This is a genomic window from Halovibrio salipaludis, from assembly GCF_002286965.1.
GTDB lineage: Bacteria > Pseudomonadota > Gammaproteobacteria > Pseudomonadales > Oleiphilaceae > Halospina > Halospina salipaludis.
This window is the reverse complement of sequence record NZ_NSKD01000004.1, coordinates 1-20554: the sequence shown is the minus strand read 5'-3', so window position 1 is coordinate 20554 and position 20554 is coordinate 1. Positions and strand designations below refer to the sequence as shown.

At 63.7% G+C, this 20554-nt stretch carries 18 protein-coding genes and 1 tRNA gene; 10 read left to right on the top strand and 9 right to left on the bottom strand.

What is annotated here, in order from left to right; genetic code table 11:
- The first annotated feature begins 2 nt into the window (after nt 1-2).
- From CK501_RS10245 to CK501_RS10230, 4 genes are all read left to right on the top strand, one after another.
- Nucleotides 3-1358 (top strand): alanine/glycine:cation symporter family protein, encoded by a 1356-nt coding sequence (locus CK501_RS10245; RefSeq protein ID WP_095617645.1) that lies wholly within the window; start codon nt 3-5, stop codon nt 1356-1358.
- 102 nt (nt 1359-1460) lie between these two features.
- Nucleotides 1461-1537, top strand: a tRNA-Met gene (locus CK501_RS10240).
- A gap of 52 nt (nt 1538-1589) precedes the next feature.
- The gene (locus tag CK501_RS10235; protein ID WP_095617835.1) at nt 1590-2387 is read left to right on the top strand and encodes an undecaprenyl-diphosphate phosphatase; all 798 of its coding nucleotides are present in this window, start codon (nt 1590-1592) and stop codon (nt 2385-2387) included.
- A gap of 97 nt (nt 2388-2484) precedes the next feature.
- A complete protein-coding gene (locus tag CK501_RS10230) occupies nt 2485-4134 on the top strand; it encodes a fatty acid--CoA ligase (RefSeq protein WP_095617644.1) in 1650 nt (549 codons plus the stop codon).
- Nucleotides 4135-4144: 10 nt separating this feature from the next.
- On the opposite strand, the gene CK501_RS10225 is transcribed toward CK501_RS10230, so the two are convergent.
- A complete protein-coding gene (locus tag CK501_RS10225) occupies nt 4145-6163 on the bottom strand; it encodes a CocE/NonD family hydrolase (RefSeq protein ID WP_095617643.1) in 2019 nt (672 codons plus the stop codon).
- Nucleotides 6164-6177: 14 nt separating this feature from the next.
- Nucleotides 6178-7440 carry an ATP-grasp domain-containing protein gene (locus CK501_RS10220; protein ID WP_198949479.1) on the bottom strand — a complete coding sequence of 421 codons (1263 nt, stop codon included), beginning with the start codon at nt 7438-7440 and terminating at the stop codon, nt 6178-6180.
- A gap of 201 nt (nt 7441-7641) precedes the next feature.
- On the opposite strand from CK501_RS10220, the gene CK501_RS10215 reads away from it, so the two are divergent.
- From CK501_RS10215 to CK501_RS10195, 5 genes are read left to right on the top strand one after another with little or no spacing between them, the layout of a single operon-like run.
- Complete coding sequence (locus CK501_RS10215) at nt 7642-8442, top strand: dienelactone hydrolase family protein (protein WP_095617641.1); 801 nt, start codon at nt 7642-7644, stop codon at nt 8440-8442.
- Nucleotides 8443-8465: 23 nt separating this feature from the next.
- A complete protein-coding gene (locus tag CK501_RS10210; protein WP_332888977.1) occupies nt 8466-9587 on the top strand; it encodes an MlaE family ABC transporter permease in 1122 nt (373 codons plus the stop codon).
- Nucleotides 9587-10378, top strand: coding sequence for an ABC transporter ATP-binding protein (locus CK501_RS10205; RefSeq protein ID WP_095617834.1), 792 nt, complete (start codon nt 9587-9589; stop codon nt 10376-10378). Before CK501_RS10210 ends, CK501_RS10205 begins: the two co-directional genes overlap by 1 nt.
- Entirely contained in the window at nt 10379-11320 is a 942-nt protein-coding gene (locus tag CK501_RS10200) for an MlaD family protein (protein WP_095617639.1), read from the top strand.
- Nucleotides 11317-11925: an ABC-type transport auxiliary lipoprotein family protein gene (locus CK501_RS10195; RefSeq protein WP_095617638.1), complete on the top strand. Its 609-nt coding sequence runs from the start codon at nt 11317-11319 to the stop codon at nt 11923-11925. The genes CK501_RS10200 and CK501_RS10195 overlap by 4 nt, the downstream gene beginning before the upstream one ends.
- Here the strand turns inward: CK501_RS10195 and CK501_RS10190 are convergent.
- The 5 genes from CK501_RS10190 to CK501_RS10170 all read right to left on the bottom strand — a co-directional run bounded on the left by CK501_RS10190 (nt 11922) and on the right by CK501_RS10170 (nt 16303).
- Entirely contained in the window at nt 11922-13004 is a 1083-nt protein-coding gene (locus CK501_RS10190; protein WP_095617637.1) for a hypothetical protein, read from the bottom strand. The genes CK501_RS10195 and CK501_RS10190 overlap by 4 nt on opposite strands.
- 7 nt (nt 13005-13011) lie before the next feature.
- Nucleotides 13012-13449 carry a DUF488 domain-containing protein gene (locus tag CK501_RS10185; RefSeq protein ID WP_095617636.1) on the bottom strand — a complete coding sequence of 146 codons (438 nt, stop codon included), beginning with the start codon at nt 13447-13449 and terminating at the stop codon, nt 13012-13014.
- Nucleotides 13446-14117 (bottom strand): META domain-containing protein, encoded by a 672-nt coding sequence (locus tag CK501_RS10180; RefSeq protein WP_095617635.1) that lies wholly within the window; start codon nt 14115-14117, stop codon nt 13446-13448. The genes CK501_RS10185 and CK501_RS10180 overlap by 4 nt, the downstream gene beginning before the upstream one ends.
- A 68-nt stretch (nt 14118-14185) precedes the next feature.
- Nucleotides 14186-15928: a C4-dicarboxylic acid transporter DauA gene (dauA, locus tag CK501_RS10175; protein WP_095617634.1), complete on the bottom strand. Its 1743-nt coding sequence runs from the start codon at nt 15926-15928 to the stop codon at nt 14186-14188.
- Between the two features lie 189 nt (nt 15929-16117).
- Nucleotides 16118-16303: a ribbon-helix-helix protein, CopG family gene (locus tag CK501_RS10170; protein WP_095617633.1), complete on the bottom strand. Its 186-nt coding sequence runs from the start codon at nt 16301-16303 to the stop codon at nt 16118-16120.
- Between the two features lie 183 nt (nt 16304-16486).
- Between CK501_RS10170 and CK501_RS10165 the strand changes: the two genes are divergently transcribed.
- On the top strand, nt 16487-18205 hold the full coding sequence (locus CK501_RS10165; RefSeq protein WP_095617632.1) for a diguanylate cyclase: 1719 nt from the start codon (nt 16487-16489) through the stop codon (nt 18203-18205).
- A gap of 28 nt (nt 18206-18233) precedes the next feature.
- Here the strand turns inward: CK501_RS10165 and CK501_RS10160 are convergent, their stop codons facing one another.
- Nucleotides 18234-19058 carry an amidohydrolase family protein gene (locus CK501_RS10160; RefSeq protein WP_198949478.1) on the bottom strand — a complete coding sequence of 275 codons (825 nt, stop codon included), beginning with the start codon at nt 19056-19058 and terminating at the stop codon, nt 18234-18236.
- An 89-nt stretch (nt 19059-19147) separates the two neighbouring features.
- The gene (locus tag CK501_RS10155; protein WP_095617631.1) at nt 19148-20149 is read right to left on the bottom strand and encodes an AraC family transcriptional regulator; all 1002 of its coding nucleotides are present in this window, start codon (nt 20147-20149) and stop codon (nt 19148-19150) included.
- Between the last annotated feature and the right edge of the window lie 405 nt (nt 20150-20554).

Here is a 20554-nt window from a genome sequence, read left to right as displayed (position 1 = left end):
GCATGGAAACATTAATGACCGCACTGGAGAGCATAAGCAGCGTCGTGTGGGGACCCGCGATGCTGGTTCTGCTGCTCGGCACCGGCCTCTTTTTGACGCTGGGGCTGCGCGCCATGCCCATACGCCGCATCGGTTACGGCTTCAAGCAAATGTTCCTGGGCCGGACCTCCCAGGAAGAAGGCGAGATCACCCCTTTCCAGGCCCTTTCCACGAGCCTGTCCGCAACCATTGGTACCGGCAACATCGGCGGGGTGGCTACAGCCATTGCGCTGGGTGGCCCGGGCGCCGTGTTCTGGATGTGGATGACGGCGCTGGTGGGCATGGCCACGAAGTACGCGGAGGCCCTCCTCGCCGTGAAGTACCGCGAGGTTGATGAAGACGGGCGCTATGTCGGCGGGCCCATGTACTACATCAAGAACGGCCTGGGGGCCCGCTGGCACTGGCTGGGTATCCTGTTCGCCTTCTTTGCCATGGTAGCGGCTTTCGGGATCGGTAACACCGTGCAGGCCAACGCCGTGGCGGATGTGGTCGAAGCCAACCTGTCGGTACCCGCCTGGGTGACCGGAGTGGTACTGGCCGTGCTGGTTTTCCTCGTGATCATCGGCGGCATACGCCGTATCGCCCAGCTCACCGAGAAGGTGGTTCCCCTGATGGCCGTGATCTACATTCTCGGCGCGCTGGCCGTCATCCTCTGGAACCTGCCCGACGTGCCTGGAGCACTGGCCAGCATTGTAACCGGTGCTTTCACCGGAACAGCGGCCACCGGCGGCTTTGCGGGCGCGGCAGTATGGGCGGCGATCCGTTTCGGTGTGGCACGCGGTGTCTTCTCCAATGAGGCCGGCCTGGGCTCAGCGCCCATCGCGCACGCGGCAGCCCAGACCAACAGCCCGGTACGCCAGGGCACCGTGGGCATGATGGGAACCTTCATCGACACCATTGTGGTGTGCACCATGACGGCCCTCGTGATTGTGCTTACCGGTGCATGGGAAACCGGCGAGTCCGGCGCGGCCCTGACCTCCATGGCCTTCAACCAGGGCATCCCGGGCGGTAACTGGGTGGTCACCTTTGGCATGATCTTCTTCGCCTTCACCACCATCGTCGCCTGGAGCTATTACGGCGAGCGCAGTGCCGAGTTCCTGTTCGGCGTGAAGGTGATCATGCCCTACCGCTACCTGTGGGTCGTCCTGCTGGTCGTGGGCGCCGTGGCCAACCTGGAGCTGATCTGGCTGATCGCGGATGTGCTCAACGCCCTTATGGCCATCCCCAACCTGATCGCACTGCTCGCCCTCTCCGGCACGGTATTCGCTGTTACCCGGGAGTACTTCGCCAAGGAGAGTGCTGAAGGTCATTCAGGCTGATCGGCCGTTCTGGCCACAATTCCCGGGGTGCCTTGACACCCCGGGGAAAAATCCAGAGAATACGCGCCTCAACGCCGAAGGTCAGGCGTTGGACGGGTTTGCGGCAAGGTAGCTCAGTTGGTTAGAGCACGGCACTCATAATGCCGGGGTCGGCGGTTCGAATCCGCCCCTTGCTACCAGTATTCAAAAAGCCGCAGTGAACGCTGCGGCTTTTTTATGGGTCATCACGCCATGGACCTCTGGCAGATCATCGTACTGGCCATTATCCAGGGCCTGACGGAATTCCTTCCGATCAGCAGCTCCGCTCACCTTATTCTCCCCTCCGCCCTTCTCGGCTGGCAGGACCAGGGCCTGGCATTCGATGTTGCCGTTCATGTGGGCTCACTCTGCGCGGTACTCAGCTATTTCCGCCGGGATGTGTTCCGCATGGGAAACGCCTGGGTACGGGATACCGCCCGGCGGACCGTGACCGAGGACAGCCGTCTGGCCTGGGCGGTCATCCTGGGCACCATTCCCGCGGGTCTGGCCGGTCTGGTCCTCAACGATTTTGTCGAGGACGAACTCCGTTCTGGCTGGGTCATCGCCGCCACCACCATCGGCTTCGGCCTGCTGCTCTGGTGGTCGGATGCCGCCGGTTCGCGCCGGCGCCAGCTGAGCAGCGTTACACTCCGGGATGCCCTGCTCATTGGCCTTGCCCAGGCGCTGGCACTGATCCCGGGGACCTCACGCTCCGGCATCACCATCACCGCTGCCCTCTTCCTGGGCCTGCGGCGTGAGGATGCGGCACGTTTCTCCTTCTGGCTCTCCATTCCGCTGATCACGGCCGCCGGTGGCCTCAAAACCCTGGAGCTCATCGAACAGGGCGGCGCCACGGACTGGTACGCCATCGCCTGGGGCACCCTGCTCTCGTTCATCAGTGCCCTGCTGTGCATTCACCTGTTCCTGCGCTTCCTGGAACGGATCGGGCTGATGCCCTATGTCATCTACCGGCTGGCCCTGGGGGCGCTCCTGATCCTCGTCCTCTGGTAACGGATTCCAATTAACATCCCTACATGGGAGTGAATGCGCGGCGTTTTGTATTAGGCTTGTCAGGTGCATTTCCAACAACAAGCAAGAGAGGCGCCCCATGGCACAGCCCAAGACACTGCCCGCCGCTGAAAACGCACACAGCTACCCGCTTCTGATCAAACAGCTCCTGCTTTCCGGCCCGCGCTACAACCCGGACCAGGAGATCATCTACGCCAACCGCAGCCGCTACACCTACACCGACCTGGTCGAGCGTATCCATCGCCTCGCCCATGTGCTCACGGATGCGGGCGTCAAACCCGGGGATACGGTGGCCGTACTGGACTGGGATACCCCACGCTATCTGGAATGCTTCTTCGCCATTCCCATGATCGGCGCTGTGCTGCACACCGTGAACGTGCGCCTGTCACCGGAACAGATCCTCTACACCATGAACCACGCCGAGGATGACCTGGTCCTGATCCACGATGATTTCCTGCCGTTGGTGGAAGAAGTCAGCGACCAGCTGGAGACCGTCAAGGGCCACATCCAGCTCACGGACAACGACGCGCCCAAGAAGACTCAACTGCACAGCCACGGCGAATACGAAGCCCTTCTGGCCAAGGCCAAGCCCTGCTTCGAGTTCCCGGATTTCGACGAGAACGCCATCGCCACCACCTTCTACACCACCGGCACCACCGGCAACCCCAAGGGCGTGTTCTTCACACACCGCCAGCTGGTCCTGCACACGCTGGTGGCCACCGGCACCCTGTCGCACTTCGATGAACAGCCCCTGCTGCGTTCCAGCGACGTCTACATGCCGATCACGCCCATGTTCCACGTGCATGCCTGGGGCGTGCCCTACGCCGCCACCATGATGGGCGTGAAACAGGTCTACCCGGGCCGCTATGAGCCGGAACTGCTGGTGGAGCTTCTCAAGACCCACAACGTCACCTTCTCCCACTGCGTGCCCACTATCATGCAGATGCTGATGGGCACCGAGGGCATCAAGACCGCCGACCTGAGCAACTGGCATGTGCTGATCGGCGGCAGCGCCCTGCCCAAGGGGCTGTGTGACGCGGCCACGAAGATGGGCATCAGCATGTACACTGGTTACGGCATGTCCGAGACCGGTCCACTGCTCACGGCCACGCACCTCAAGCCCGCGGATCTGGAACTGCCGCCGGAACAGCAGACAGAAAAGCGCATCAAGACCGGTGTGCCGGTGCCCATGGCCGAGGTCGAAATCCACGACGAAGACGGCAACCCACTGCCGAAGGACGGCGTCGCCCAGGGCGAGGTCGTTGCCCGTGCTCCGTGGCTGACGGCGAGCTATCTCAAGAACCCGGAGAAAGGTGAGGAACTCTGGGCCGGCGGCTGGCTGCACACCGGCGACGTGGCCAGCATCGAGCCGGACAACACCCTGGTGATCAAGGACCGCATCAAGGACGTGATCAAGACCGGCGGCGAGTGGCTCTCCTCCCTGGACCTGGAAAACCTGATCAGCCAGCACCCCGCCGTCGCCGCTGCGGCCGTGGTGGGCCTGCCGGATGACAAGTGGGGCGAACGCCCGCACGCACTGGTGGTCCTCAACCCCGGGGAAAGCGCCGATGCCGAGGCCATCAAGAGCCATCTCCAGGGCTTCGTGGACAACGGCACCATCAATAAGTGGGCCATCCCGCAGGGGGTCGACTTCGTTGAGGACATCCCCAAGACCAGCGTCGGCAAGGTGAACAAGAAACTGATCCGGGACCAGCTCAGCAACGGCTGAGCCGGTCCGCCTAGAGCAGGTTACGGGGAATGGTGCGGTCGATGTTGTGGGAGTGCACACGCCGGCCACCCTCGTAACCGTCCATCTCCGCGTGCAGGTAGAAGTTGCCTGAATCCGAGGTCAGTGTCGTGCGAGTCTGTACCGCCACGGACCAGCCTTCCCGGGAGAGCGCCCGGTAATTCTCCGTCTCACCGGTTACGGAGTCGTAGTCGTTGCCCACATGGCTGTACCGCTCGACGGTGCGGATACCCATGGAGACATCGGCGTCCGGGATGTACACCGCTCCCTCGTCCTTTTTCACCTCCAGGGTGGAGCGATCCGCCGCCAGGTCCCGATTCACGTTCCAGCCGTAATCACGGGGGCGAATCAGCTCCGTATCACTGGGTTTCGCGCCCTGGGGTTCGCCCAGGGACTCCAGGTCATCCCAGGCATTGGATTCACGCACCGGCAGCTCCAGCCGGCTTCCGGAGAAATCCACCTCCAGCCGGGCCTGCTCCGGCGCCGGCCAGGCTACGGGCCAGTAGGACGTGGAAACCGATACCCGCAGGCGATGCCCGGCCGGGAAATGCTGGGCCACATCGTTGAGCTGGACACGCACCGTATAGAACTCGCCGGGTTCCAGTGGCGCCGGTTCCCCATGGCTTTCGCGATGGGTCAGGTTCAGGAGCCCGTAGGAGATCCGGGTAGCCTCCTGGTTCGGGGCCACATCCGACAAACGCACGGCCACCATGGCCGTGGGCCGGTCCGAGGACAGGCGCAGGGTGACCACGGGTGCCCCCAGGATCTCTACCGGGGAACTCAGGTCCTCGCTCTCGAACACCAGCGAGCCCCCGTCCTCCTCGCGCTGGTCATGCGGGAGATCCGGCGTGGCCGTGAAAGAGCACCAGCGCCCTGCGAACAGCCCCACGGACAGGGGCGACTGGATGGGCAGGGCCTCTTCCCCCCTGCTTTCACCCGGCGCCGCCACCAGGCCGCGACGCAGCGGGTAGCTCTGGGTGCGGATGCTCGGTGAGGGCCAGGACGGCTCGCCCACCCAGCGCCCCCGCCGGATCCGCAGGTTGGTGTCCGGCGGCGCGGTGTCCTGCATCCAGGCCCGCAGCATGGGTTCGGCATCAATGCCACTCTCAATGCCCTTGAGCCAGCGATCCCACCAACGCCTGGCCTCGTTGAGGAAATCAATGGCGGGCCCCGGCTGGCCCTGATGGGGGTACTTGTGGCCCCAGGGCCCGATCAGCCCCATGCGTGGACCCCTGAGGTTCGACAGCAGGCGGAAGACGGCGTTGGAATACCCGTCGGCCCAGCCGGATACAGCCATTACCGGTATGTTCACGCTGTCGTAGTGTTCATTGACGGACCCGTGGCGCCAGTAGTCATCACGGTGCTGGTGGCTCAGCCACTGCTCCAGCCAGAAACCACTGCCCTCCATGCGCCGGTGCCAGTCCTTGCGCCAGCGGTCCCCGACCAGCGCCGGATCCGGTGGCAGCGAGGTATGGCTGTACATGGCGGACGCCCAGGAGAGGTTGTCCGCCAGCAGGCAGCCGCCCATGTAATGCACGTCGTCTGTGTATCGGTCGTCCGTGGAACAGGCCGTAATAATCGCCTTGAGCGGCTCCGGCTGGCGTGCGGCCAGTTGCAGGCCGTTGAAGCCGCCCCAGGAGATGCCGATCATCCCCACCGATCCATCACACCAGCTCTGGCGGGCCAGCCAGTGGATGATCGCTTCCCCGTCATCAAGCTCCGACGGCAGGTACTCGTCGGTCAGCAGCCCCTCGGATTCACCACTGCCACGGATATCCACCCGGATACAGGCATAGCCCTGCCCCGCCATCCAGTGATGCATGACGTCGTCCCGTAACCGGGTGAACTCCCGCTTGCGGTACGGGATGTATTCAAGGATGGCCGGCACCGGATCACGGTCCGCGCCCTTCGGGATCCAGGCGCGGGCCGCCAGCCGGGTGCCATCCGGCAGCGGAATCCAGAGGTTCTCGATGTGCTTCACCTTGCTGGGAAACCGGGTTACTTCCTTCATCTCACCTCCGGTGCTTACCGCTCAAGCTCAAAATGCAGCCGACCCTTGACCTGCTCACTCTTTCGCTCGATCTCCTCGAGGCTGTCACCCCCGATGAACAGCAGCGCCGTTTCAAAGGTGTAGCTGTCCTGGTGGAACAGCGTGCTCAGCCGGTAGCCCTCGTGGGCCACGATCTGGATGCGCACGCCGGGAATGTCCGCCTCAATGGCGGCAATCTCATCGGCGGTGGGCACCCGCCGCACGTAGGCGTCCTCGTGTTCGCGCAGCATGAACTTGGTGGCCAGTCGGTAGTCGCCGCCCTGCTCGGGGAAGTCCGGCTTCCGGCCCAGCGCCACATCCACCATGGCCTGGGTATTGGAGGCACCGTCCACCATTTCGAACAGCGGACTGTGGGACTTGGAACAGCGGGTGTTGACCTCCAGCATCCAGAGCTGACCGGTGTCCTCCTCGTAGAAGAACTCGATGTTGAACGGCGAATCATCAAAGCCCACCTGCTTGAGGAAGTCGTGAGTGGCTTTGTACATCGCCTCCTGCACATCCACCGGCAGATCGGACGGATACTGGTAGCGGGAGAAGGAAGACCCGTGGACCCCCTCGCGCAGCGAGTCGATGGTGCCATAGATGACGATCTCGCCATCCAGGACATAGCCTTCAACGGTGCACTGGCGCCCCGCGGAGATGATTTCCTCGGCCAGGCAGTGCCAGCCGTCCACCGTCCGGACCTCCTCCGGCATTTCCGCATGCGTCATCAGCTCGTTGAAGGGGCGGGCCAGGAAGTCAATATTATCGCGGATCTCGGTCAGGCCATCGGCAAACGCCGAGCGGTCATTGATCCGGAACCCGAGCTGCGACGAGTGGGAGCGGATCGGCTTGATCCAGAACGGGTATGCAAGCGGCGCCTCGTCCGGGAAGCGCGAATCAAAGGGGTTGAAGGCGGCATAGGCCGGTGTCTGGCTGGGGGCGACCTTTTCCTGGTTCATCCGGAACCAGTACTTGTGTTCACACCGCATGACGCTCTCCACGGACGGTCCCCGCAGCCCGAACTCCCGGCGCAGTATCGGCAGCATGGTGCTGGTAGGGAAATCCCAGAACCCAACGATGGCATCGATGGAGCCGGGAAACGCCCGCAGCTGCCGCCGCGCCCGATCGAGCAGCGCCGGTATGTCGTAATGGCGGGTGTCCACTGCCGTTTCCAGATCCAGCAGCGAATGGAAACGCAGGTTCTCCACACCCTGGAGACGCTCCAGCATGGCGCGGTTGAAGTCGTCCAACGCCATGACGAACACATTCCTTATAGCCATAGTTCCAACCTCTCATCAATCGGATAACAGTCCCGACCTATATCCTCCTGATCGATTGATAATTGCTTTATACATTCAACTGAGGTCATTGCTGGGGAAGATCAAGGGCGGGACTGGTCGGCACCCCCTGACCTGGCGTATGGTCTCGTAGACAAACCCAAAACAGGGGAATTGAACATGACAGGCACATTGACCCGTGCGGGTATTCCGCTTGTTCTAACCGCATTGATCGCCACGCCGGCAACAGCGGCCATCCAGACCCAGGAGATTGAGTACAGCGTCCAGGGTCAGACCCACACCGGCTACATGGCCTGGGATGACAGCGTCAGCGGGGAGCGCCCCGGTGTTCTGGTGGTTCATGAGTGGTGGGGCCACGGTGAGTTCAGCCGCGACCAGGCGGAAAAGCTGGCGGAAGAAGGCTATACCGCCCTGGCGCTGGATATGTACGGCGAAGGCAAACACGCCGACCATCCCGAGAAGGCCAAGGAATTCATGGAGCAGGCCAGCAGCAACATGGACCTGATGCAGGCCCGGTTCCGCACGGCCATGAAGAGCCTTCAGGACCACGATACCGTCAACCCGGACCAGATCGCGGCCCAGGGCTACTGCTTCGGCGGCGCCGTGGTCCTGAACATGGCCCGCCTGGGCATGGACCTGGAGGGCGTGGTGAGCTTCCACGGCAGCCTGGGCAGCCCCATCGAGGCCGAATCCGGTGAGGTGGAGGCCGCCGTTCGGGCCTATACCGGGGGTGCCGACCAGATGGTGCCCGCCAAGCAGGTTTCCGGCTTCGTTCAGGAGATGCACAGCGCTGACGTGGACTACGCACTGCGCAGCTTCCCGGGCGTGCAGCACTCGTTCATGAACCCGGAGGCGGATCAGTACGCCAGGGAATTCGACATGCCCGTCGGCTATGACCAACACGCGGCGGAAACCGCCTGGGAAGGAACCCTGCGTTTCTATGACGGGATCTTCGACTGAGCACGCATGGCCCCGGAATGCCCATGGCCGGCACTGAACCGGGGCAGCTCCAGCGCGCCGACGACGGCCAGACGCTCCGGGCCACGGGTGACTGGACGCTGACCCATTACAGCGCCCTGCGCCGAAGCACAAGGGCCATCAGCAGTGTCCCCACCCAGGTGGTGCTCGACGGCATCCAGCATCTGGATACAGCGGGCGCCACCCTGCTGGCGGAACTGGTGGGCGGCGAGCGTCTGCGCCAGATCGCCGGGAACAGCCCGGAGCTCCCGGAAGCACGCCGGGCCCTGCTGATCACGGTGGCGGATGCCATGGCCGACTGTGGCACCCTGCCACCGGAACCCCGGTGGGGCCCACTGGAGCTTCTGGCACGCATGGGCGAGGCACTGACCGATGCCGCTGCCAAAGCGCGGCTGCTGATCGGGTTCATCGGTGCCGTTATTGCCTGCGCCGGCCGCTGCCTGATCTCGCCCCGGCGCTGGCGGTTCACGGCGCTGCTGCATCACATGGAGACCACCGGTCTCAACGCCGTGCCGATTGTCGCCCTGCTCACCTTCGCCGTGGGCGCGGTCATCGCCTACCTGGGCGCCACGGTGCTGGGCCAGTTCGGCGCCAGCGTCTACACCATCGACCTGGTCGCCTACTCCTTCCTGCGCGAATTCGGTGTCCTGATCACCGCCATTGTCATGGCCGGGCGCACCGCCAGCGCCTTCACCGCCCATATTGGAGCCATGAACGCCAACGAGGAACTGGACGCCCTGCGCGCCCAGGGCCTGGATCCAGTGGAGCTGGAGGTCCTGCCAAGGGTACTGGCCGTGGTACTGGTACTGCCCATGCTCAGTTTCATCGCCGTACTCGCCGGCCTTGGCGGTGGTGGCCTGATTGCCCTGACGGTGGTGGATATTCCGATGTCACGCTTCATCACGGCCATCAGTGAGGTCCCGCTCAACCACTTCCTTGCGGGCCTGGTCAAAGCCCCCTTCTTCGCTTTCCTGATCGCCGTCATCGGCTGTCTGGAAGGCTTCAAGGCTGGCGGCAGCGCCCGCTCCGTCGGGGTACACACCACCTCCAGCGTGGTACAGTCCATCTTTGTGGTGATCCTTCTGGATGCCCTCGCAGCCATGTATTTCATGGAGATCGGATGGTGATGGATACGGCACCCGCCCCCCTGGTCGAAGTCCGCGGATTGAGCAACCGCTTTGGGGGTCACAGGGTCCATGAGGATCTGGACATGGACCTGAACAGAGGGGAAATCCTGGGCGTGGTCGGCGGCTCCGGCTCCGGCAAGTCGGTACTGCTCCGCAGTATCATCGGGCTGCATGAACCCAATAACGGCCGCATCAGCCTGGAGGGCACCGCCCTGGACCACCGGGGCGCGCCGGATCCACGCCTGACCCGTCGTACGGGGGTGCTGTTCCAGCGTGGCGCTCTCTATTCCTCTCTGACCCTGTGCGAGAACATCTCGCTGCCCCTGCGGGAAAAAGCGGGCCTCGGAAAGGCCGATGCCGAAGCACTGGCACTTACCCGGATCCGGCTCACCGGCCTGGAAGCCAAGACGGCAAGGCTCTACCCGGAAGCCCTCTCTGGCGGCATGGTCAAACGTGCGGCCCTGGCCCGGGCGCTGGCGCTGGATCCGGATCTGCTCTTTCTCGATGAACCCACGGCCGGCCTGGATCCCATCAGCGCCGCCGCCTTCGACGAGCTGATCCTGACCCTGCGCGATGCCCTGGGCCTGACCGTGTTCCTGGTGACCCATGATCTGGACACACTTCACCGCGTATGTGACCGGGTAGCCGTGCTAGGCCAGGGTCATGTCATGACCATCGGTACCCTTGACGAGGTTGCCAACATGGACGATGAGTGGATCCGGGCCTACTTCCACGGGGCGCGTGGCCGGGCGGCCCTGCGCCAATCATCCACCAACCGGGAGAGCGCCTGAATGGAGACCCGTGCCCATCACATCCTGATCGGGCTGTTCGCCATCCTGATGCTGGCCGGTGCGCTGCTGTTCGGCTGGTGGCTGTCGGAAGGCGGCCTCCATCAGAAGCAGGCCGAATACCGCATCATCTTCAATGAGGCCGTCTCAGGGCTCACCGTTGGCAGTAACGTCAAATACAACGGCATTACGGTCGGTCAGGTCACCGAGCTTGAACTCGATCCGCGTGACCCACGCCGGGTGCTTTCCCGCATCGCGGTGGATCCAAGCACGCCCGTCAAACAGAACACCCATGCCCAGATCCAGCCCACGGGCCTGCTCTCCGGGACCGCCCATATCCGGCTCAGTGGGGGCACACCGAACAGCCTGGCCCTGGTGTCGGAACCCGGCACCACGCCGGAGATCCCGGCCCGTCCCTCGCCCTTCTCACAGCTGCGCGAACAGAGCGGTGATATCCTCGCCAACATCAACCAGCTGGTGCAGCGCATGGAATCCCTGCTCTCCAGGCGCAACCTGGAGAACATCGACCAGACCCTGGACGGCATGGCGGAACTGACCCGCAACCTGAACAACCAGCAGGAACGGATCAGCAGGACCCTGGAGACCTGGAACCGGACCGGTCAGCAAGCGCAGACAACCCTGAGCGAAGCACGGGGCCTGATCACGGATACCCGGGCGATCCTGGAGAAGGACGCGCCGCAGGCACTGGCGGATACCGCGGAGGCCGCACGGGCCACACGCCGGGCGGTCACGGAGGTCGAGGCATTGGTCAACGGCAACAGGGAAGCCCTGGAAAAGGCCATGCAGGGGTCCGCCAGCCTGGGCCCGACCCTGGAGGAAATGCGCCGGACCCTGGGCGCGCTGCGTGATCTCAGCCAGCGGCTGGAATCCGACGCGGCCGGCACCCTCTTCAACCGGGACAAACTCGAGGAATACCAGCCATGAAGCACAAGGCCCGCCTGCCGGCACGGCTTGTGACACTGCTTGCCCTCACCCTTGTGGGGGCCTGCAGCGTGCTGCCGGAACCCAACCGCTATGAGCTCTACCGGCTGCCGCCCTCCAGCCTGAACGAACAGGCTGCGGTGGCCGGCGCCACGTCACTGGAAATCCGGGCGCCCAGGGCAGACGACCTCACCAGCAGCAACCGGGTGGTCGTACTCCGCGAGGGGCAGCGCCTGAGCGCCTGGTCAGGCATCCGCTGGAGCGCGCCGGCTCCGGAACTCTGGCGGGATCAGGTGCTGGACGCGTTCCACAACACCGGCGCCTTCCACACACTGGGCATCCGGGATGACAACCTGAGCGCGGACCTGACCCTGAGCGGCCATCTGCGCGCCTTCCTGGTGGACCAGACCGGCGCGACGCCGCGAACCGTGATCCGGTTCGATGCGCAGCTGGTCGACAGACGGCAGGACGGCGCCAGGAGCACCCGCCGGTTCACTGTCTCCGAACCGCTGGCGGAAAACACGCCCACGGCCGCCGCCCGCGCCATGGGCACGGCTACCGACCGCATGGCCGAACAGCTTCTGGACTGGATGGCGACCGAACGCTAGCGCCCGAAGCCGAACGCCTCCCCGAAGCTGGAGCAGCGTTCATACCGGGCCACCTCACCACTTTCCAGTTCCAGCGCCACCCGGTGATGGGTTCCGGTGTGGGGCCCGAAGCGCACCTCGCCATTGCGTCCGGCACTGAGCGCCACAACGCCACTGGCAGAGCAGGGTGCCTGTTGCTCCACCAGCCCCGTGCCGGTGGCGATATCCACCCAGCCCCCGAGCTCGGAACTGAACAGGCGCCCCTCAATCGTGGTCACGAAACGCGTGTTGAAGGAGGCGAAGTCACTGTCGCCCTCCCCTTCCTCCGGGGTGATCTCATCACGCACCCCCTTGAGAGCGGTATAGGTTTCGCCCAGCACCATCTCCATACGCTCGGTGCTGCGCACCACACCGCCCTCGGCCGGGCGAAGGATGCGCTGCTTACCACGGAGGGCGATCGGCTGGCGCTGACCGCCCTCCCCCTGGTAGCCATGGACATCGAAGGATTCGATCACCTGCTCGCGCCCGACCATCGGGCGGAAGTCACGCCGGTAATGACCGTTGAGCGAAAGCAAGGGGCCATCACCAAAGTGACCACGGCACCCATCAAACTGGTAGAGCAGTTCCCTTGAACCCGAGCGTTCGCCATCCGTCCCCTGCCACTCCAGATGGAAAACACCGCCGTCCGGGCAGCGCCGGGTTTCACGGTCACCGCCTGAACCACCAAGATTCACGGCACCCTGAACGTGGCTGGCCACGGGCGCCATAAAGGCCCGCGAGCGCATGCGGTAGAACACCGCCAGTGCGCGGCCCAGCGCCTCCGGCTCATCCAGCTGCGCGGGCCCGGAGGCCTGCCTGCGTTTTTCAGTGAAGGAAGGTTTTGTCTCCCTGCCGCTGTCGTCCGCGTCATCCTCCTTTTCCGCGGAGGCCGGTTCACTGGCGGCCTCATCCGCGGATTCGCGGGACTGTTCGCTCTGTTGGGCCACCTCGTCCACCCGCACAACCTGGGGGTCAACACCCGGCGGGCGAAGGCTGCAGCCCGTCAGGCTCACCAGCACCAGCGCCGCCAGCGCCAGTGCCCGACTTCCATCTGTTTTCAACAAAGATTCAACCTCGATTGGCACCGGTGTCGCGGACCTGGTCCGCGTAACACACCGGTGAACTGGATTCATTAGGGCCCATGGTCTCGGCCCACTCCTGTGCCAGAACCTCCGCCAACACCACGGCCTGGTTGTGCTCGCGGTCGCTCGCGGAATACAGGAGGGTCACGCGGCCCTTTTCCATCTGTTCCATAAGCCGGGAGAGCGCTTCAGGGCACTGGGCCAGCTCATCCCGGTAGGCCTCCCGGAACCCCTGCCAGCGTTCCGGGTCATGCCCGAACCATTTGCGCAGTTCCGTGGAAGGCGCCAGCTCACGGCACCATTCATCCAGTGCCGCCGCCTGCTTGCTGATGCCCCGGGGCCAGACCCGGTCCACCAGCACGCGGTAACCATCGTCGTCGGAGACGGGATCATGGATCCGCCGGGTCCTGATCCGATCTGTCATTCCGAACCTCCTTCCGGGGATGCCGAGGCCCTGATCAACCCGTTGTCCTCACGGCCAACAAGCACCAGGGTTCCATCCGCTTCCATGCGAGCGTTCTCAATGCGGCTCAGAGCCCCCAGAAACCGTTGCTCGAAGCTCATGACGGAAGGCGGACAGGCCATGCGGGTGGTGGCTGCCCGCTCGATGATCAGGCGATCCCCGACACGCTCCCAGGCCGCCATGAAGTGGTTGCAGCCGGACCGACCCGCAAGACGGCCCTCCGGCATGAAGTTCAGGGTGACCGGTCGCGCCTGTCCCGGTACCGGCGCGTCTTCCACTGCCAACACCCGCCAGTCGGGGGACTCCAGGCTCGCCCGGTCCGTATGCCGGCATTGAGGGAGGCGCTCTCCGGCCAGGGTTACGGTAACCCGCTCGCCCTTGCTCCAGAACTCCGTGTCGCCGGAACGACTCCGGTACAGCGCGCCAGTGGCGCTCTCCTCACGCCTGAGCTCCCGCCTGCCATCCTCCAGGTGCAGCTGCAGCCGGTCCCCGGCAACACTGTACCCCAGATTGCGGTCACCACAGCTCAGCTGGTGATCCGCCGGCTCAGTCCCCTCCGGCATCAACTGACAGGCCGGCAACACCAGCATCAGAACCACAAGAGCAGGAACAGCCACGGGTATTCGCATGCACGGACTCCGGCAACCGCCTTTCAGAATGTGAAAACAGTATAAAGGCTTGGTCGCCGGTTGTGGGATTACCTGTGCGAGTAACCCCACCGCAGCGCCAGTGAGCGTGCGGCCGGAAGGCCGGAACAGTAGCCAAGCCGCCCCTGCTCGCTGCGCAACCCTGCGCGGCGGAGCTTCAGGATTATGCGCGCGGGCAGCCCGGCCAGAATCAGGGAGACGCCATCGTGGTGCATTTCCCGGATCAGGGTTTCCAGCGCCACGATGGCGGTGCCGTCCATGCTGGGCACATCGTGCATGTCCAGGATCACGATACGGATCCTGGGGTCCACCAGACGCAGGGAGGTCACAGCCTTCTCGGCCGCCCCGAAGAACATGGGCCCATCCACATCATAGACGGCCACCTCCGCAGGCAGCCCCTCCACCAGGGCATGGTCCTCAGCACTGACCTGCTCTACTTCCGTGAGCAGTGCCATGCGGCGGATGAACAGCGCGGCCGCCAGACCCACTCCCACGGCAACCGCCAGCACCATGTCGAACACCACGGTCAGGGTGAAGCACACCAGCAGAATGGTCACATCCCCCGCCGGCGCAGAGCGCAGTGTGCGCACGAAAAGCCGTGCCTCACTCATGTTCCAGGCAACCACGAACAGAAGTGCCGCCAGGGCCGCCATGGGCACCATGCCCAGAACCCCGGCCAATGCCACAACCGCAAGCAGCACCACCAGCGCGTGCACGACCGCCGCGATCGGCGAGCGGGCGCCGCTGCGGATGTTGGTCGCCGTGCGGGCAATGGCCGCCGTGGCGGTAATACCACCGAAAAGCGGCGCGGCGATATTCCCCAGCCCCTGGCCAATCAGCTCCGCATTCGGATCATGCCGGGTCCGGGTCATACCATCCGCCACCACCGAACACAGCAGGGACTCGATAGCGCCCAGCATGGCAATGGCCAGAGCCGGCCCGATCAGCGCCTGGATCAGCTGGAAATCCACCGTCAGCGGCTGGCCATCAGGACCCGGCAGGGACCACGGCGCCGCCAGGGTGGGCGCAATGGGCGGGATCCCGGTGCCGCTCTCGCCTCCCGATTCCCAGGTGAAGCGTGAGGCGATGGTTTCCACCCCCGCACCACCGGCGAACCAGTGATTGATGGCATAGGCCGCGGTCGCCCCGGCAACCAGCCCCATCAGGGGCGCAGGCACCGGCAGTTTCAGGCGCGGCCACATCAGCAGTACCGAAAGCGTCAGCACACCAATCCCCAGCTCGACCGGGTCAAGACGCGGCAGGGCCCCCAGTATCCGCCCCAGGTTGGCGAGAAAATGCTCTCCCATACTCACGCTGAGCCCCAGAAAGTCCGGCACCTGCAGTACCGCGATCACCACCGCGATACCAGCGGTAAACCCCAGGATCACCGGATAGGGAACAAACTCGATCAGCCGCCCCAACCGGGCCATGCCCAGTGCCACCAGCATGACGCCGGCCATCATGGTCGCGATGAGCAGCCCCCCCAGCCCATGCTGCTGAACAATCGGGAAAAGAATCACCGCGAAGGCCGCGGTAGGGCCAGACACGTTGAAGCGCGAGCCTCCGGTCAGCGCAATCAGCATGCCGGCAACAATCGCCGTATAGAGACCGTGCTGGGGCGCCACACCCGTGGCAATCGCCAGCGCCATGGACAGCGGCACGGCCACGGTCCCAATGGTGATTCCCGCCATCACGTCGTGGCGCAGATCGGAAAGGCCATACCCCTCCGCCCAGGCGGCGCGCAGGCCAGTGGCGATGCCGGGAACATGCCTCAGGAAGGATCGATCAGTCATGGGACAACAGACTCGCATGCAGGGATTTCATTCAATGTTAATGGCATTAACATATGATACGCATACTATCACTGGGGAGCCGGAGATTCACCTCGGCGGCAACAGAAGGGCGCAGTTATTGCCTGCTTAACGAGGCCATTGAGGAGCTGCAGGCACTCGGTTTCAAGTGGGCGGAAGTCCGGTTCTGACCTACTTCTCCTCGCCGGATACGGGGGTACGTGTGGGGTAGTCCACGCCATGGCGGGCGAGATAGTCCCGGATGAGCTGGCGCACCACCTGGGAGGTGGTCAGATCCTGGGAGGCACACAGGTTTTCAAAGGCCTTCTTCTTTTCCGGATCCACCAGAACCGTCAGGCGTGCAGTCTTCGTTTCCATAACCATCTCCCGGCACAACGCATTTACATGGAATTATAATCCATTACCCATGCAATGTTCATCAATGCCCCGGTATGCCCCGCCTTAACCACACCCACTGGATAGGGTTTCCTTTCTCTTTTGCTATCTATAGTTCGGGGTCTAATCTGTCTTAAAGTACAAGTGTTTTATGGGTGTAAGCGGATGAATTCCGAAGAAAACAATAAAGCCCTCTGGAAGGCCTGCCTGGACAATATCGGGGAAGCCGTCCTGATCACCGAGCCCAACCTGGAGCAGCCCGGGCCCACCATTGTCTACGCCAATTCGGCCTTCCAGACGCTCACCGGCTATGCGCCGGATGAGGTCATCGGCCGAACACCACGCCTGCTCCAGGGACCTGCCACCGACCCCAGTGAACTGTCGCGCCTGCGCTCTGAGCTGGAAGCCGGTAGCACCTTCGAGGGTGAAACCGTCAATTACCGCAAGGACGGCACCACCTTCCAGCTCCACTGGTCCGTAACGCCCTATCCGGGCGACAACGCACCAACGACCCACTATATCGCGGTTCTTCGCGATGTCACCGAGATGCGCCAGCTGGAGCATCGCCGCGCCCAGCTGACAACACTGGTCAACATTCAGCGTACCGTGGTCACCACCGGGCTGAACCTCGAGGCACTGCGCCGGAAGGTTGCCGATATCGCACTCAGCGCCACGGATGCGGATGGCGCTGCGGTCGAGGAAGCGGACGGCGAGGAAATGGTCTACACCGCAGTCAGCGGCACAGCCGAGGGGATGCTGGGGCTGAGACTGCCCGTCGCGAACAGCCTCACCGGCACCTGCTACCGGATCAGGGAGACCATTGAATGCGCCGATGTGCGCGAGGATGAGCGCGTCGCGCGGGACGCCGCGGAGCGTGTGGGCTTTCGTTCCGGCGTCCTGGTGCCCCTGATCCATGGCGATTACTGCTTCGGCGTTCTCAAGGTCTACGCGGACAGACCCGCCGCCTTCGACAGCAGCCATCAGGAGCTCCTGTCGCTTGCAAGCAGCGCCCTCGCCGCTGAGCTGCACGACGCCTATCTCTACGAAAGCACGCAACAGCGCCACCGCACTTTTGCCGACAACCTGCCGGTCCTCGCCGCCTACGTCGACCAGGACATGCGCTACCAGGAAGCCAACGCCTCCTACCTCGCCGCCGTGGGCTGCGCACGCGCCGACATCATCGGTCACCCTGTCACGGACATCCTAAGCGAGCCGGTTTTCAGTCGCACGCGCCCGCACATTGAAGCCGCACTGAACGGCGAGCACGTATCTTTCGAGCTGAGACTCCGATTCAATGAAAACGCGGACCTGAAGCCAACGGAGACCGACCTGATCCCCCACCGGGGCCCCAGGGGCATCACCGAAGGCATCTTCGTGATCGTGCGGGACATCACCGAACGACAGAATTCCGAACGGGATTACCTCACGGGCGTCTACAACCGGCGCGCGTTCGATGAACGCATGGATGCCCTGATGAGTACCGCCCAGCGCCACGGACGCCAACTGGGGCTGGTGTTACTCGACCTGGATCACTTCAAGGCCCTGAACGACCACTACGGGCATCCCGCAGGGGACACCGTGCTCAAGACCGTCGGCCAGTGGCTGCGCGACCATATACGGGCTGGCGATGTGGTCTGTCGCTGGGGTGGTGAGGAATTTGCGATACTGGCGCCGGAATCCGGGATCAACGAAACGCAGCAGCTCGCAAACAAGCTGAACCAGCTCATACGCAGCCAGGCCATTGTGCCCGTCGGCAACGTTACCGCCAGCTTCGGCGTCACGGAACTCCAGCTACAGGACTCCCCGGCCACCTTCGTCAGCCGCGCCGACGAGAACCTGTACCGGGCGAAGCGAGAGGGGCGCGACCGGGTCGCCGCCGACTGACCACGGAGGTCTACTGCCAAACCCTGCGCTACAACCCAAACACCCGGGCTGCATTACCGCCCAGGAACAGATCCCGGGTCTCAGCGTCCAGGGGCAGTTCATCCAGCCCCTCGAGACAGCGCGCCGGCGCGATCATGGGCCAGTTGGACCCGAACAGCACCTTGTGCCGCCCATGCCCCGCCATGAACCGGACCAGTTCCTGAGGATAGCGCTTTACAGTATAGGCCGAGGTATCGATGTAGACGTTCTCATGCTTGGTGGCCACGGCGACCATTTCCTCCGTCCACGGGTAGCCCACGTGACCACCCACGATGGTCAGCTCCGGAAAATCGATCGCCACCTGGTCAATGTGCGGAATCGGCCGGCCCACGTCGGAAGGCATCAACGGCCCTGTGTGGCCTACCTGGGTACAGAAGGGAACGCCCAGTTCACAGCATTCGGCAAAGACCGGATAGAACCGCGCATGGGTCGGCGGCAGCTCCCAGAGCCACGGCAGCACACGGATGCCCTTGAACCCCAGCTCCTTCACGCACCGGCGGATCTCGCGCACAGCCTCCATGGGTTTCGCAATATTCACAGAGCCGACGCCCGCCAGTCGATCCGGCGATTCACGCACGAAAGCAGCAACCTCATCATTGGAAATAAGGTCGCCGTGCGGTCCACACCAGGCCGAGATCAGGCTTCGGTCCACCCCGCCCTGATCCATGGCACCCGTGGTCAGGGAGACCGACAGCTCCTTATTTGAGGCCGTAATGCTGTCTCCCTGCTCCCGAGTCCAGCGACGCAGGGAATCCAGCATGGGGTGGTTGACCAGGCGGGTTGTGGGGTGCTGAGCCCAGGCGTCGATGATCATGATGGCGGTCTCCCTGTCTATGGTTCGGCATTGAACGATCACATTCTGATCAGGCCATAGATAGAAAGAATGAGCAAGTGTTCACTCCTTTACCCCTGCTTCCGGTACCTGTAGGGCGTCACTCCCGTCCACTGCCGGAAGGCCCGGATGAAGTTGCTCGGGTCCGAAAACCCCACGCGGTGCCCGATCTCCTCCACCGAATGCCGGGTGCGCGAGAGCAGATCAATCGCCAGGTCCCGCCGCAGCTGGTTGCGTACCTCATTGAACGTCAGCCCCTCACGCCTGAGCCGGCGCCGCAGCGTCTGCGGGTTAAGCCCCACCTCTTCCGCCACCTGCTCAAAGGTCGGCATCACCACCGGATCCCGCGCAATGATCCCCCGCACCCGCGCCTGCCAGCTCCCATGGTCGAACTGGCGCGCCACCATCACCAGGTTCGGGTTCTCCAGGAAGGTTTCCAGCGAGCGCCGGTCCTGGCGCACGGGCTCCTCCAGCATCGCCGCCGAAAACCGCATCCGCGTCACCGGCTGCTCACACCGCACCGGCGCATACCGGTACATGGGCCGGAACTCCTCCGCGTAGAACGGCGCCGGAAAACTGAAATCCACCCCAAGCACCGGAATGGAATAATCCACCAGCCAGCAGGCAAAGCGGTGGTAGTAGAAAAGCGTGGACACATGCGCGTAATGCTCGAGGGGGCGCTCCGGGTCCGTCGGTTCCAGGTAAAGGATCGCCTCGCCGTTCTCAACGCGAAGACGGGGCACCATCCCCCAGTCGAACAACCGAAAGAAGTGGCAATACCGCCGCAACGCCTCCCCCAGCGTCTCCGCCGTGATCACCGCATGGCACATCATCTTCCAGGTGCCCAGCCGGTGCGGCACCCGGGTGTAACCCAGCATCTCATCGCCCATGGCGATCATGATGTCCTGCAGAAGCCCCGAATACTGCTCCGCCGCAATCCGCACCTGCTTCTCTGAAAGCAACCCACGCGGCACCCCATGCTTGCGGAACAACGCCTCCAGCTGCTCATCACTGCCGTGATAATGCGCCAGCGCCGCCTCGATCATGCGCACGGAAACCGTAATCGTGCTCATACCCTGCCCACTCGGACACCCACCAAAGTGTCACATTATGACCATTTCAATGGGTCATTTGGCCAGAAAATACCGTTTTACCGCCATCCATGATGATCAGAATTGCCGATGAAACCTGTAGGAGCTTGATCGCAAGCGATCCGTTTTTCGCGAGCAAAGCTCGCTTCTCTAAAGCGGGCGTCAGGATCAACCCACGCCCGTTGATTCTGGTTAAGGATTGGGTTCGACGAGCTTTCAGGCTTCTCTTCGCGGTCTACGCCGCAGTATGGAATCGGAGGCCGTTGCCCTTTGATCTCCTACACGAGGTCAGCGCCTCAAGCGAGCCACGGGGTCAACAGCTCCGAACTCGTCCAACCCGGTTACCTGGTTACTGTCTGCGTTGCTTTGTCATTCGCTGATCCGCCC

Excerpts from the sequence above, each read along its gene's own strand:
- CK501_RS10245 (WP_095617645.1), top strand. The coding sequence starts at position 3 with ATGGAAACATTAATGACCGCACTGGAGAGCATAAGCAGCGTCGTGTGG.
- CK501_RS10235 (WP_095617835.1), top strand. The coding sequence starts at position 1,590 with ATGGACCTCTGGCAGATCATCGTACTGGCCATTATCCAGGGCCTGACG.
- CK501_RS10230 (WP_095617644.1), top strand. The coding sequence starts at position 2,485 with ATGGCACAGCCCAAGACACTGCCCGCCGCTGAAAACGCACACAGCTAC.
- CK501_RS10225 (WP_095617643.1), bottom strand. The coding sequence starts at position 6,163 with ATGAAGGAAGTAACCCGGTTTCCCAGCAAGGTGAAGCACATCGAGAAC.
- CK501_RS10220 (WP_198949479.1), bottom strand. The coding sequence starts at position 7,440 with ATGGCGTTGGACGACTTCAACCGCGCCATGCTGGAGCGTCTCCAGGGT.
- CK501_RS10215 (WP_095617641.1), top strand. The coding sequence starts at position 7,642 with ATGACAGGCACATTGACCCGTGCGGGTATTCCGCTTGTTCTAACCGCA.
- CK501_RS10210 (WP_332888977.1), top strand. The coding sequence starts at position 8,466 with ATGGCCGGCACTGAACCGGGGCAGCTCCAGCGCGCCGACGACGGCCAG.
- CK501_RS10205 (WP_095617834.1), top strand. The coding sequence starts at position 9,587 with ATGGATACGGCACCCGCCCCCCTGGTCGAAGTCCGCGGATTGAGCAAC.
- CK501_RS10200 (WP_095617639.1), top strand. The coding sequence starts at position 10,379 with ATGGAGACCCGTGCCCATCACATCCTGATCGGGCTGTTCGCCATCCTG.
- CK501_RS10195 (WP_095617638.1), top strand. The coding sequence starts at position 11,317 with ATGAAGCACAAGGCCCGCCTGCCGGCACGGCTTGTGACACTGCTTGCC.
- CK501_RS10185 (WP_095617636.1), bottom strand. The coding sequence starts at position 13,449 with ATGACAGATCGGATCAGGACCCGGCGGATCCATGATCCCGTCTCCGAC.
- CK501_RS10180 (WP_095617635.1), bottom strand. The coding sequence starts at position 14,117 with ATGCGAATACCCGTGGCTGTTCCTGCTCTTGTGGTTCTGATGCTGGTG.
- dauA (WP_095617634.1), bottom strand. The coding sequence starts at position 15,928 with ATGACTGATCGATCCTTCCTGAGGCATGTTCCCGGCATCGCCACTGGC.
- CK501_RS10170 (WP_095617633.1), bottom strand. The coding sequence starts at position 16,303 with ATGGAAACGAAGACTGCACGCCTGACGGTTCTGGTGGATCCGGAAAAG.
- CK501_RS10165 (WP_095617632.1), top strand. The coding sequence starts at position 16,487 with ATGAATTCCGAAGAAAACAATAAAGCCCTCTGGAAGGCCTGCCTGGAC.
- CK501_RS10160 (WP_198949478.1), bottom strand. The coding sequence starts at position 19,058 with ATGATCATCGACGCCTGGGCTCAGCACCCCACAACCCGCCTGGTCAAC.
- CK501_RS10155 (WP_095617631.1), bottom strand. The coding sequence starts at position 20,149 with ATGAGCACGATTACGGTTTCCGTGCGCATGATCGAGGCGGCGCTGGCG.